We start from the raw sequence: 12974 nt of genomic DNA on the forward strand, positions 1-12974 counted from the left end.
TTGAGGGGGTCAATTACCTAATTTTCAGGGAAAAAGTACCTGAATTTCCCCCTGATCACTCCCATGCCAGGCACTTTTGGATTTCAAAAAGGTCTAAAAGTCTTATCCAACAAGGTTTTTAGATTTATTCAGCAAACCCTACCTATTTCTTGGATCAAGGGAACGAACGACAAAAATACCGATGGCTTTGTCCACTTTAGTGATATATTTTTCTAGGTCTTTAGCAATGGTAACTTGACCAGCAGGAGAGGCATGAATTAAGCCAATTTTGCCATCGGGAAAGCGATAAACTAGACCGGTATGGGTGGTATCTAAACCAGCAATATTAGTCACGACACCGATAATATCGCCTGCTTGTAGTTGTGGATAAATGGCTTTAATCTTAGGGGTGGGAATATAGGTTATGGATAAGCTTTCTAATTGCTGTTCTACCTGTTGAATACAATCATAATTACTTTGAGTTTTTAACTGGGGATATAGAGGGCGATTTTTGCTCATAAAGTTGAGCTTTTTGTCAAGAGTAATTCCCCCTAATTTGGCAGTAATATTTTCTAGATTACCTCGTTTTTGGTTGTCATTAATCCAATCGGAGAAGTAATGCAGACGACTACAATAACCGTCGAGAATACCGTGGCGATAACGTTGATTTAAAACCTGTTGACTAAAAGCAGAATACTGATAATTTTTTAAAGCAAAATTGTGACTCAAAGCGAGAACTGTTTCCACAAACAGGACACAATCAAACTCTTTTAAAGAGATAAATAATTTTTCTGTTGCCGAGCGATTGAGTAATCCTGCTTGATATTTTGCTCCTAAAAATTGAGTGGCGATATTCTGGATTATATCAGCCATGGGTAAGCGATCGAGTTGTTGATTTTGAGCGTACTGCACCAGTTTTTGATAATTAGGATCGCTGACTTCTTGAGCAAGAATAGTTTCCGATCGAGCTATACTCAAGGGAATTAAAACAGGATTAATTAATAAATAGGGTAAAGTTATCCAATTAAAAAACATTGTTGATCGGTTACTGAAAATAATAGGGTTTATCACCGACTAATACACATTAACTACCAGAGTTGTCAACTGTTAAAATCTGCTAGTGTTAGTTATTATTGTTTCATGTATTTTACTATTTATTCTACATAAAATTATTGTCGATATCCTCAAGTTATTGAGGACGTTGAACCCCACCGCGACGTTTAACTTTAAACCCATATGAATAAATTTCAGGTATATTAATTCGATCATCAATCTGACTTTCCACCACACCCAATTGTATTAGATATTGCACAATCCCTTCAGGTTCCTGAACGGGAGGTTTGTTTTCTTTTTCAGGACTCCATTTAGTTGAGCGCACAGCCTCTAAAAAAGTTTCTTTCGGCATAGGAGTTTTTAACCCTTCTAACTTAGTTTTTAGAGATTCTAACCAAGGATATTCTTCCTGTGCTAATTCTTTAATTCTATCCTCTGAAGTATCCATTAAAGCACTCTGGAGATCAGGGGGTTGTAGAAGGTATAGCTCGGTCAGTTGTTCAAAACGTTCTAATCTTTTGGCTGCCGCTAGGTCGAATAATTTTAGAAAAGAGCGAGGAGCAATTCTACCCCCAGTATCCTGAAGATGATTAGGTATCCATCGGTAGGTAATGCCTTTTTTAGGACTAGCTCCCATATATTTACCGATCATTTTTTCGATTAATTCTTCAAATAATCGTTCATCACTACTAACATTCCATCCTAGTTGGGTTGAGCTTTCATAAATTAAATTAGGGATCATCTGTAAATAGTCTCTCATTTCTTGATCGGAATTAGCTAACCGTTTAATCCAGAGTTGATAGAGCCAAGAGCGTTGCCATTCTAGCCGATGGGATTGTAATTTAGAAGCATCAGGAAATCCCAAAAATTCCTCTCTAAATAGGTCGGTACGAAGAAATATTTTTGGTCGAATTCTCTCCCAACGACGAGAGCGATCGAGCCAAAAAGCTAATAATTCTCTAATCGGATTAGCTAGAGCATTATAAGTAGTCAATAACCGATCCAATTCATCATAAGTAATAAATAGCCATTGGTCAGAACTAATTAATTGTTCGTCTAATTTGTCAAGAACATAATTTAGATGTTCAAAATTATCTTTAACTAAAATTCTCCATTCTGATAAAAGCGATAACCTATTTTTAAGAATAGTAGTAATATTTGGATCCAATTCTTGACCTATAATGCTGGCAATATCAGATTCTTGTTCCTGTAAAATGACACCTAAAATCAATCCTAACCAGAAACTACGCCATTCAAGATTAGTAGCGTTTTGCATTTCTTTTTCTATAATTTCTGGTGACGGAAATCGTTTTGCAGTTTTGCGAGTGCGACCAAATCCTGCAATCCATCTGGTCTGATTTAAAGGAGCAAGACCTCGAATATTTAAACTATTAACTAAAGCTTCTCGTCCAGAGGGAATGGCTAGTAAACGAAATAATTCTGTTTTACCCACACCCCGACCACCTTGAATTAATAAAATGCTTGGCTCCAAAGCTTTTCTATAATCAACCACGGGTAAGAAATTTTTGAGAAATACGTCTTCATCATCACTTTCCTGTTCAGCAGTTGCTTTTCCAGGAGCAACTGCTCCCATTAATTCCAGTAACTTTTTTTTATCGAATTCAGCCATAATTTTTACCGATTGTTTATAATCACATCACGTCCAAATAATTGACAAAGCTTTTCAGCAATAGTTTGATAAGGAGAATCGGTCATAACTTTCACGAGATTTGCTAATCTCTCTTTTTCTTCTGGAGTATCGTGCCGTGAGTCACGAGTAAAGAGGGCAATATCTCCCCGCAGACTATTATCGTAGGGGACAACTATCGGGAAAAATGGTGCATCAGTATCATTAGAGTTAGGGACATCTTCAGATTCAGTATAATAGTTTTCTTGGAAAATTGTATAGGCTCTTTGTCGAAAATTTCGTAACTCTCTTTCTCGGCCAACTGTTCCTAAAGATGGAGCGAGAGCATGAACTAAAATTAATGGTAAAGGATCCTCAGGGTTAGATAGGGCTAAATGTTGGATAACTTGGGTTAATCCTGCCCAACTTTGTCGAGATTCCGTACCAAAAATAACCACTGCATGGGAAAAATAAGTAATAGCTAAACCACCAATATCATGAAAACCTGCTCTTGCATCCATGAGAATAAAATCCAGTGGTCTGCTTAACCTTTCTATTTCTTCTAGCATTTGTTTTAAAATGCCTTGTAGTTGACCATTGACAAGATTTTGAAAGTCTAAACGAGCCAATTTTTCTAAATAATCTTGATCCACATTTCCTGCTGGTAGCAATTTTAAGATTTCACCTTCATCTCCTAACAAATTTGAGTCATTAATATCTTTTAAACTCAGTTTCCATTTGTCTTTTTGAACTTTCTTTTCTAGCAAATAGTCCATGACACCAGAATTATCGGCAAAATCCTCAGAAAAAATTGTGGCCAGACCGGGAGCTTCTAAATCAAGATCAACTATAGCGACTCGATGACCATTCCGCGCTAAAGTTAAGGCAGTAGCGGCAATAGTAGTGGTGCGACCAACTCCTCCTTTGAAGGAAAAAAAGGAGACAATAGCTGGTTTATATCCTTTTTCAACTTTTTCAAAATCCCAAGGCAGTTGCTGCCCAATTTTATTCTCTGTCCATGCTTGTTTAGCCAGATGACGTTCTAGAATATACCATTTCAAGCTTGCCGATTCATCGAACCAAGGTGCCTGAACTCTTTCAGCTATGATAAGATCAATCAGGGCTTTATAAGCATCTCCTTCTCCTTTTTGCCACCAAATATCATGGCCATAGTAATACTCAAGTTTTTCAGACAGGAGTGTAGATAGATGGTTTTCTTCGTTTGATTCTATCTTGTTTTCCTGTTTTAACTCTAGAAATAAGCGAATTTTTCCCTCAACATCACGAATAATAGTCACAGATTTTAGTTTGGCTACAAGAGAACCAAGACTGGAATCCTGAAAGCATTCCCTTACCCTAGCAAAAGTTTCACTAAAACTAATCATCAGAATCTTAAATATCCTTACTAGAAATATAACCGTTTAGCACTAATCTGGGAATAATATCTCGATAAATTTCTTCAGCACATTCAACGGCCGAGTTAGCCTGATCTTCAGTCCAATATCCAGATTGATAATATCTTCTTTCTGGGTGATTTTGCCCTAGAACAGTTCCCCGGATGCGAGAAACTGGTAACTGTTGCTCTAAACGAGGATAGAGAATTCCTAATCTTTCCCTCGCTTTACCTTCTAATTCCTTGAGATCATGTCCGAATTTTTTAGCGGCTCTTTGATCATTTTTAAAATACTGTTCTACTAAAAGCTTAAAAGCGCATTCTACTACATAACCAGCTAGGTAAATGGCATTGTCCCAACGGTTTTTAGACAGCAAAATTTTGGCATCTTGCAAATGTCGTCCCGCTGCACTAGCAAATAACTCGGTCATAGATGTATCGAATCAAATAAAAACTTTTTAGCCATAAACAAATTCTACCACCATAACGAAACTCTAAGAACTTTACTTCCTTGTTGTTGATTTTTCAACCTAAACTTGCCAAATTTTCTGAAACTATTGCCTGATTTCCTCACTATAATTAAGCTGTTGACTGTCTAAATTACTCCTTAAGACTGCACTGGAGCGCCGGAGTTGCCAGTCCAAGCATTTGTACTAAAATTTCCCCTACTCAGTTTAAATCCAGTACAGCTTACCTGCTACTGAATCCTAACCCTAACAACAATTTTTGATTTTTACCAGAGGTCTAGGACAAGGACAAAAAGCTGATCTTGATTGAGTTATAGCACTTGCGGCCCTGTACGAGACGACCTCGAATCCTAACCCCGATCTTGAATAGGGACATCTCGTCTGAGGTGCTAATGAATAACACTTTTGGAATTAAAAGTCAATAGATTAAATATTAATTTTTGTAAAGAAAGGCCTGAGCATTTACTCAAAAAGCTCTTTACCATCTGTTACAAAATATGGCAAGATATTTATCGAATTGTGTCAAAACCCAGAGTAAATACTCACTTGGGTTACATTTTCTGATACAAAACAGAAACATATATCTAAATACCTTAAACAAAGGGCGATCGTCATCCGATGACGAAAATCCCTTCATACCAGACTCAGCAATCCTAAGGAGAACCATCATATATGTTCACTCACGTCAAGTCCACCATTCGTCATATAGTTCCCGACGGGTTGAATGGTCGATCGCTGGTCAAGGTGGTCTATGTCGTGCTAGAACCTCAGTACCAAAGTGCGCTGAGTAGTGCGGTCAGGGAAATCAACGCTAACAACCCGAAACTAGCGATCGAAATTAGTGGTTATTTAATCGAAGAACTGCGCGATGGGGAAAATTATCGCAATTTTCAAGAGGATGTAGCCAAAGCTAATATTTTCATTGCTTCTCTCATCTTTATCGAAGATTTAGCCGATAAAGTCGTGGCCGCTGTCGGTCCCCATCGGGATAAATTAGACGCAGCGATCGTCTTTCCCTCCATGCCCCAGGTAATGCGCTTAAATAAGTTGGGCAGCTTTTCCATGGCCCAATTGGGACAGTCTAAGAGTGTCATCGCTAACTTTATGAAAAAGCGCAGGGAAAACTCTGGCGCTGGTTTCCAAGATGCGATGTTAAAGTTATTGCGAACTTTACCGCAAGTCCTGAAATACCTCCCCATGGAAAAAGCTCAGGACGCACGCAACTTTATGTTAAGTTTCCAGTATTGGCTGGGAGGTTCCGCAGAAAATTTAGAGAATTTCCTGTTAATGTTGGCCGATAAGTACGTCTTTGATAACAAGGATGACAGTGTAGTTTACAAAGAACCGGTAGTTTATCCAGATATGGGTATCTGGCATCCTTTATCCATGAAAATGTTCGAGGATGTCAAGGAATACTTCGCTTGGTACAATAACCGCAGTGATATTGCCGATGACCTCAAAGACCCCTTGGCTCCCTGTGTTGGCTTAATTTTACAGAGAACTCACCTCGTTACTGGTGATGACGCTCATTATGTCGCTCTCGTGCAGGAATTCGAGTCTATGGGTGCGCGAGTCCTTCCCGTTTTTGCTGGAGGATTAGATTTTTCTAAACCCGTAGAAGAATATTTCTGGGATAAAAGCTTAAAAGGAGTGGAAGCGGTTGCCATCGTTGACACGGTAATTTCCCTGACAGGATTTGCTTTAGTGGGAGGTCCAGCACGACAAGATCATCCGAAAGCGATAGAATCCTTAAAACGTCTCAATCGTCCCTATATGTGCGCGTTACCGCTAGTTTTCCAAACCACTCAGGAATGGGAAGAAAGCGATTTAGGTTTACACCCGATTCAAGTAGCGCTACAGATTGCTATTCCGGAATTAGACGGTGCGATCGAACCTATTATATTATCGGGCCGGGATGGGGCCACGGGTAAAGCGATCGCCTTACAGGACCGGGTGGAAGCGATCGCTCAACGGGCGCTAAAATGGGCTAACCTAAGAAAGAAACCGAAACTCAATAAAAAAGTCGCCATCACCGTCTTTAGTTTCCCCCCCGATAAAGGGAATGTGGGAACCGCAGCCTATCTAGATGTGTTCGGTTCCATATACGAAGTGATGCAAGCGTTACAAAATAATGGTTATGACTTGCAGGACTTACCCGCATCTCCCCAAGAACTGATGGAAGCGGTAATCCATGATGCCACCGCACAATACCATAGTCCGGAGCTAAATATCGCCTATCGGATGTCCGTACCCGAATACGAACGCTTAACCCCCTATTCCGTCCGTTTAGAGGAAAATTGGGGACCACCACCGGGACACCTCAACAGTGATGGACAAAATCTCTTAATCTACGGCAAAGAATTCGGTAACGTCTTTATTGGGGTTCAACCCACCTTCGGTTATGAAGGGGATCCCATGCGTCTGCTATTTTCTCGTTCTGCTAGTCCCCACCACGGTTTTGCAGCCTACTACACCTATCTCAATCAAGTCTGGAAAGCAGACGCGGTTCTTCATTTTGGCACCCACGGTTCCCTAGAATTTATGCCGGGGAAACAGATGGGAATGTCTGGGGAATGCTACCCCGATAACCTCATCGGGATGATTCCCAACCTCTACTATTATGCCGCTAATAACCCCAGCGAAGCGACGATCGCTAAACGTCGCAGTTATGCGGAAACCATCTCCTATCTCACTCCCCCCGCAGAAAATGCCGGACTCTACAAAGGGTTAAAAGAACTAAGCGAGTTGATCGGTTCCTACCAAACCCTGAAAGATAGTGGGCGTGGGGTGCAAATTGTCAATACCATTGTCGATAAATGTTTCTTAGTCAATCTCGACAAAGATATAAGTTTACCTGATGGTGACACTGCCCATCTCAGTCAAGAGGAACGGGATAATATCGTCGGTTCGGTCTATCGTAAACTGATGGAAATTGAATCGCGCTTACTTCCCTGCGGACTTCACGTTATTGGGAAACCCCCCTCGGCGCTCGAAGCGGTGGCAACTTTGGTCAATATTGCCAGTTTAGACCGGGAAGAGGACGATTTACTTTCCTTACCCCGAATTATTGCCAACAGCATCGGCCGGGATCTAGAGGAAGTTTATCGCAATAGCGATCGAGGGGTGTTAGAGGATGTGGAATTACTGCAAAACATCACCCTAGCGACTCGCGCTGCTGTCGCAACTTTAGTCGAGTCCCAAACCGACGCGGAAGGTCGGGTATCGATGCTTTCTAAGCTGAATTTCTTGAATATAGGCAAGAAATCGCCTTGGATCGAAACTTTACGGTCGATGGGTTATCCACAAGTTGATCCGGTGGCGTTAAAACCCCTGTTTGAATACCTAGAATTCTGTTTAGAACAGGTTTGTGCCGATAATGAATTAGGGGCGCTATTAAAAGCATTGGAAGGAGAATACGTTCTTCCCGGTCCTGGTGGCGACCCCATCCGTAACCCCGGAGTTTTACCGACGGGTAAAAATATCCACGCTTTAGACCCCCAGTCTATCCCGACCCTAGCGGCGGTAAAATCGGCTAAAATCGTGGTGGATCGTCTGTTAGAGCGGCAAAAACTGGATAATGGCGGTAAATATCCTGAAACCATCGCTTGTGTTCTCTGGGGAACTGATAATATCAAAACTTATGGGGAATCCCTAGCACAAATTCTCTGGATGGTGGGGGTTCGTCCTGTTCCCGATGCTTTGGGACGGGTGAATAAATTGGAATTGATTCCCCTAGAGGAATTAGGAAGACCGCGCATTGATGTGGTGGTCAACTGTTCTGGTGTCTTCCGGGATTTATTTATCAATCAGATGAACTTGCTTGACCAAGGGGTAAAAATGGCCGCGGAAGCAAACGAACCGATAGAGATGAATTATGTCCGTAAACACGCTATTGAACAAGCAAAAGAAATGGGTTTAACGGTTCGACAGGCAGCCACCCGCATCTTTTCTAATGCTTCTGGTTCTTATTCTTCTAACATCAATCTCGCGGTGGAAAATAGCAGTTGGGAAGACGAAAAAGAGTTACAGAATATGTATCTCAACCGCAAGGGTTTTGCTTTCGACTCGGATAATCCGGGGATGATGGCCGATAATCGTCGGTTGTTTGAAGCATCTTTAAAAACTGCGGAGGCAACTTTCCAAAACTTGGATTCTAGCGAGATTAGTTTAACCGATGTTTCCCACTATTTCGACTCGGACCCGACAAAAGTTGTCGCTAGTTTACGGGATGATGGCAAAAAACCGGCGGCCTATATTGCCGATACTACCACCGCTAACGCTCAGGTGCGTACTTTATCGGAAACCGTGCGCTTGGATACCCGCACCAAGTTACTCAATCCCAAATGGTACGAGGGAATGTTAAGTCACGGTTACGAAGGAGTCCGAGAATTATCGAAGCGTTTGGTTAATACCATGGGTTGGTCTGCAACTGCTGACGCGGTGGATAATTGGGTTTATGAAGATGTCAACACCACTTTTATTCAAGATGAGGAAATGTGTCAGCGTCTGATGAATCTCAATCCTAATTCTTTCCGCAAGATGGTGGGAACCCTGTTAGAAGTTAATGGTCGCGGTTACTGGGAAACTTCTCAAGAGAATTTAGACCGCTTACAGGAACTTTATCAAGAAGTGGAGGACCGCATCGAAGGAATCGAGTAGAATAGATAGATAAGACTTGAGAGACTGGCTAATTACCGGTCTCTTGAGTTTTGAACAAACATGAAAAATAACTTTTGGGGGTTAATTTGGTCTAGTTTTTTAGGAATTCAGTCATTGGTGCTGGGATTCCTGGGTTTTGTCGCTAGTTTACTTGCGTGGGTATTTGCTGGGCAGACACCTATTCCTCTAGTGGTTCTTTTTGTTATAATCACGATGGCTATATTAGCTATAGCTACTCTATGTAAGGCGTTACAAACGGCACTAGAAGAATATCACAGAGTCAAGCAAAATATTATTCCGAAAATCCTACGAGTTCAAAAGGACGCAAATAATAATATTCAATGCTTACTCGAAGCCTCAAATTTATTTGCCGCTCAACTAATGATATCGTTTTACTATACGGACGAAGATGGGTTTGAAGTATTAATCGGTGAGGGGTTTGTTAAAAATGTACAAAGCGATCAAAAAATACAGACAGTTCTCGACCAGCCAGAAGCGGGCTATCAAAATGTTTTAGACAGATTAGCTAATAACGAAGACAAAATTATTCAAAGAATCAAAGTCAAACCGAGTATTTATAAAAAATAATTAAACCTGTAGAGGAAATTATGGAAAACGTCACAGAAATTCCCCTTTTATCCCCCAAAGGAACTTTTCCTGCCACGGTCGTTAAGGTTATTGACGACTATAAATTAGTAATGAATAGAGGTGAACAGAACGGAATTCGAGAAGGTCAAAGAATGATGGTTTATCGTATCGATGACGAAGAAATATTAGATCCCCATACTGGCGAATCTTTAGGGTTTCTCGAATTAGTAAGAGGTACGGGAAGAATTATTTTCGTTCAAGATAAAATATCTATAATTGAAACCGATCAGAAAAAAACTTATAGAAAAAGAATAGAAAATTCTTCTTTGGGATTGAGGAGTTATAAATCTGAAGTGGTAGAATCCGATGAATTAAAACCTTTTGATAATGCTCAAGTTGGCGATTTAGTCAAACCTATTTAGACCTATCGATGGAACAACCAATATTAAAATACTTTCTGTCTCTTAAATATCCGATTTCAATTTATCCCGAAGAAGAAGGAGGATACACGGCATTAATTCCCGATTTACCCGGATGTATGAGTCAGGGTGAAACTTTAGAAGAAGTGATTATTAATATTGAAGAAGCGAGCGAATTTGGATAGAGACGGTTTATTTTGGTAGATCTTTTTGCGTAGGTTGGGTTGAACGAAGTGAAACCCAACAACTGAGGGTTTCTGTCGGGTTTCGTGACCTCAACCCGACCTACGAATTTACTTTTTTGCCCACTAAAGTATCCCATCTCGATTGCTCCTAAAGAAGAATTGAGGGAGCTAGAAAGTTATGGATAGAGACAGTTTATCATAGTGGTAAAAAAGTAATTCCTTCACCTTCTCAAAGATAAATTTTCTCACTCTCGACTCACAGCGATCGCATTCTGCCGGAATTGAGGGATAACTTTCTCCGGTCCGCAAGCCGGAGGAGACAAAACTGGTTTATGCTAGAAAGAGTTACTCTTAACGTAACTTTACAAAGTCATCGATCGCCCACATTTATGGATTGCATCATCAATCGTCGAGCGCGGTTTTCAGCCAGCCATCGCTATTATCTACCAGAATGGGACGAAGCCGAAAATCAAAGACGTTTTGGTCTTGGTAGCCGTTTTCCCGGTCATGGTCACAATTACGAATTATACGTCTCCCTATACAAAGAACTCAATCCTTATGGCATGGTGGAGAATCTCTCCACCGTGAAACAGGTAATTAAACGAGAGATAACCAGTCAATTAGACTACTCCTATCTCAATCAAGTCTGGCCGGAATTTCAGCAAACCCTACCCACCACAGAAAATATCGCCAGAGTTATCTGGCAAAGATTAGCACCCTATTTACCATTAGTCAAAATTCAACTATTTGAACACCCCGAATTGTGGGCAGAATATCAAGGAAAAGATATGGAAGCAACTTTAACCGTCAAAACCCATTTTAGCGCCGCCCATCGTTTGGCTTTACCGCAATTAACCCTGGAACAAAACTCGGAAATCTACGGCAAATGCGCTAGGGTAAACGGTCATGGCCATAATTATCACCTAGAAGTATCCGTGGCGGGGGAAATCGATCCCCGCACCGGTATGATTGTAGATCTAGGGGATTTACAAAAAGCGATCGATGAATTGGTAGTAGAACCCTTCGATCATACTTTTTTAAATAAGGATATTCCCTACTTTGCCGAAGTGGTTCCCACCGCGGAAAATATTGCCTTACATATCGCTCAACTATTAGGGGAACGGATCCGCCAATTAGGAGCCCAATTAGATAAAGTTAAACTGATTGAAAGTCCCAATAATTCTGCGGAAATCCACTGTCGTGGTTTGGTTCAAGCTCCCCGACAACTTCTAGAAAAAACCCTGACAGCCGTTTAATTGCCTGTCGGTTAAGGTGATTAGGGTGAGCATGGCTCACCCTGATGGATTTAATTAGGGTTTGCTGAATAAATCTAAAAACCTTGTTGGATAACGCTTTTAGACTTTTTTTGCCTCAAAAAGTGCCGACCTTTGGAGTGATTGGGGGGAAAATCCCTGGACTTTTTTCCTGAAAATTAGGTAATTGACCACATGAAAATGAGTAAAACCCCACACCCCACACCCCACACCCCACACCCTACCCCCAGGAAAAACTTTTTCACCAGACCCTAATTAAACCCTAGTTAAACACTTCTCGCCATCCTCGCTTTCCTTTGCTTTGGCGTAAGGGAGAGGCTAAATCGACAATTTTCTCGAGCAGTTTCGGGGCAAATTTTTGGCACCAAAGAGCTAGATGACTTTGCCAACCGACGACAATTTCCGTTTTGTCCCTATTTAACCCGGTAATTAGGGTTTGGGCGACTTCTTCGGCGCTCATCGGTTTTAACCATCGAAATAACTGCAATTCTCGCACCATATCCGTATCGGTTAAAGAGGGTAAGAGGGTGACAACTTTGATGTTGTGTTCCCGTAATTCCGACCTGAGAGCTTGACTAAAACCCAAAATGGCAAATTTGGTGGCCGAGTAGGTAGCAAAGCTAGGAGCGGCAATTTTACCCATCATGCTGGAAACATTGACAATCGTTCCCTGTCCCCGAATTGCCATCCGGCGGGCAATTAAGCGAGTAACCGTGTACAGGGCCATCAGATTTAAAGATATTTCTGCTTGCACTTGCGAAAATTGCGAGCGTAGAAAGGGGGTTTGATGGGCAATACCGGCACAGTTAACGAGGATATCGATGCCGCGGCATTCTTGCCAAACGCGGATAATTGAAGGACTAACAAGGTCATTTTCGGTTAAATCTAGGGCTAAAGGTGTGGCAATGACCCCTAGGGACTCAATTTCTTTCGCTAGTTTTTCTAATCGCTCTTGATCTCTGGCAACAATCACAATTCTGCTTAAACCTTGTCGGGCCAATTCTAAGGCGATCGCTCGTCCAATGCCCCGGGATGCCCCCGTGACTAGGGCAGTTTTTCCCTGTAATTTCATGATCAAACTCCTGTTTTAAGCAACAGTACAGAAATTTATTGGTTTTGCTTCTGAAATCTTTGATTTGTGCATCTATACCCTACATAGGGTTTGCTGAAAAAGCTTTTCCTGGGGGCAGGGTGTGGGGTGTGGGGTGTGGGGTGTGGGGTTTTACCCATTTTCAGGGGGTCAATTACCTAATTTTCAGGGAAAAAGTACCTGAATTTTCCCCCCAATCACTCCAAAGGTCGGCACTTTTTGAGGGAAAACAAGTCTAAA

The 12974-nt window shown here is 41.4% G+C and carries 11 protein-coding genes; 6 read left to right on the forward strand and 5 right to left on the reverse strand.

Translation table 11 applies throughout. The features are described from left to right. Positions 1 to 138: 138 nt before the first annotated feature. The 4 genes from O9290_RS06500 to O9290_RS06515 all read right to left on the reverse strand — a co-directional run bounded on the left by O9290_RS06500 (position 139) and on the right by O9290_RS06515 (position 4483). Positions 139 to 1014: an N-acetylmuramoyl-L-alanine amidase-like domain-containing protein gene (locus O9290_RS06500; RefSeq protein ID WP_052588154.1), complete on the reverse strand. Its 876-nt coding sequence runs from the start codon at positions 1012 to 1014 to the stop codon at positions 139 to 141. Between the two features lie 154 nt (positions 1015 to 1168). Further along, complete coding sequence (locus tag O9290_RS06505; RefSeq protein WP_272080588.1) at positions 1169 to 2662, reverse strand: P-loop ATPase, Sll1717 family; 1494 nt, start codon at positions 2660 to 2662, stop codon at positions 1169 to 1171. A 5-nt stretch (positions 2663 to 2667) separates the two neighbouring features. Beyond that, positions 2668 to 3957 (reverse strand): KGGVGR-motif variant AAA ATPase, encoded by a 1290-nt coding sequence (locus tag O9290_RS06510; RefSeq protein ID WP_232023701.1) that lies wholly within the window; start codon positions 3955 to 3957, stop codon positions 2668 to 2670. Between the two features lie 94 nt (positions 3958 to 4051). Next, the gene (locus tag O9290_RS06515) at positions 4052 to 4483 is read right to left on the reverse strand and encodes a HEPN domain-containing protein (RefSeq protein WP_012264669.1); all 432 of its coding nucleotides are present in this window, start codon (positions 4481 to 4483) and stop codon (positions 4052 to 4054) included. Between the two features lie 708 nt (positions 4484 to 5191). On the opposite strand from O9290_RS06515, the gene O9290_RS06520 reads away from it, so the two are divergent. The 5 genes from O9290_RS06520 (at position 5192) to O9290_RS06540 (ending at position 11626) form a co-directional block, all read left to right on the forward strand. Then, on the forward strand, positions 5192 to 9178 hold the full coding sequence (locus O9290_RS06520) for a magnesium chelatase subunit H (RefSeq protein ID WP_288058324.1): 3987 nt from the start codon (positions 5192 to 5194) through the stop codon (positions 9176 to 9178). A gap of 60 nt (positions 9179 to 9238) precedes the next feature. Further along, the gene (locus O9290_RS06525; RefSeq protein ID WP_288058326.1) at positions 9239 to 9766 is read left to right on the forward strand and encodes a hypothetical protein; all 528 of its coding nucleotides are present in this window, start codon (positions 9239 to 9241) and stop codon (positions 9764 to 9766) included. 20 nt (positions 9767 to 9786) lie between these two features. Next, complete coding sequence (locus O9290_RS06530; RefSeq protein ID WP_002758495.1) at positions 9787 to 10188, forward strand: hypothetical protein; 402 nt, start codon at positions 9787 to 9789, stop codon at positions 10186 to 10188. A gap of 8 nt (positions 10189 to 10196) precedes the next feature. Next, a complete protein-coding gene (locus tag O9290_RS06535; RefSeq protein WP_002758496.1) occupies positions 10197 to 10370 on the forward strand; it encodes a type II toxin-antitoxin system HicB family antitoxin in 174 nt (57 codons plus the stop codon). 389 nt (positions 10371 to 10759) lie between these two features. Further along, complete coding sequence (locus tag O9290_RS06540) at positions 10760 to 11626, forward strand: 6-pyruvoyl trahydropterin synthase family protein (RefSeq protein WP_288057104.1); 867 nt, start codon at positions 10760 to 10762, stop codon at positions 11624 to 11626. 280 nt (positions 11627 to 11906) lie between these two features. On the opposite strand, the gene O9290_RS06545 is transcribed toward O9290_RS06540, so the two are convergent. Further along, positions 11907 to 12716, reverse strand: a complete 810-nt coding sequence (locus O9290_RS06545) for an SDR family NAD(P)-dependent oxidoreductase (RefSeq protein WP_288057103.1) — start codon at positions 12714 to 12716, stop codon at positions 11907 to 11909. A 74-nt stretch (positions 12717 to 12790) separates the two neighbouring features. Here O9290_RS06545 and O9290_RS06550 point away from each other — a divergent pair, with 74 nt between their 5' ends. Next, the gene (locus tag O9290_RS06550) at positions 12791 to 12973 is read left to right on the forward strand and encodes a hypothetical protein (protein WP_288086835.1); all 183 of its coding nucleotides are present in this window, start codon (positions 12791 to 12793) and stop codon (positions 12971 to 12973) included. The last annotated feature ends 1 nt before the right edge of the window (position 12974 follow it).

This window comes from Microcystis sp. LE19-41.2A, from assembly GCF_027530405.1.
Classification (GTDB): Bacteria; Cyanobacteriota; Cyanobacteriia; order Cyanobacteriales; family Microcystaceae; genus Microcystis; species Microcystis aeruginosa.

What these genes read in the sequence shown, in the direction of transcription:
- O9290_RS06500 (WP_052588154.1), bottom strand. Translation starts at nt 1,014, where the DNA reads ATGTTTTTTAATTGGATAACTTTACCCTATTTATTAATTAATCCTGTT.
- O9290_RS06505 (WP_272080588.1), bottom strand. Translation starts at nt 2,662, where the DNA reads ATGGCTGAATTCGATAAAAAAAAGTTACTGGAATTAATGGGAGCAGTT.
- O9290_RS06515 (WP_012264669.1), bottom strand. Translation starts at nt 4,483, where the DNA reads ATGACCGAGTTATTTGCTAGTGCAGCGGGACGACATTTGCAAGATGCC.
- O9290_RS06520 (WP_288058324.1), top strand. Translation starts at nt 5,192, where the DNA reads ATGTTCACTCACGTCAAGTCCACCATTCGTCATATAGTTCCCGACGGG.
- O9290_RS06525 (WP_288058326.1), top strand. Translation starts at nt 9,239, where the DNA reads ATGAAAAATAACTTTTGGGGGTTAATTTGGTCTAGTTTTTTAGGAATT.
- O9290_RS06530 (WP_002758495.1), top strand. Translation starts at nt 9,787, where the DNA reads ATGGAAAACGTCACAGAAATTCCCCTTTTATCCCCCAAAGGAACTTTT.
- O9290_RS06535 (WP_002758496.1), top strand. Translation starts at nt 10,197, where the DNA reads ATGGAACAACCAATATTAAAATACTTTCTGTCTCTTAAATATCCGATT.
- O9290_RS06540 (WP_288057104.1), top strand. Translation starts at nt 10,760, where the DNA reads ATGGATTGCATCATCAATCGTCGAGCGCGGTTTTCAGCCAGCCATCGC.
- O9290_RS06545 (WP_288057103.1), bottom strand. Translation starts at nt 12,716, where the DNA reads ATGAAATTACAGGGAAAAACTGCCCTAGTCACGGGGGCATCCCGGGGC.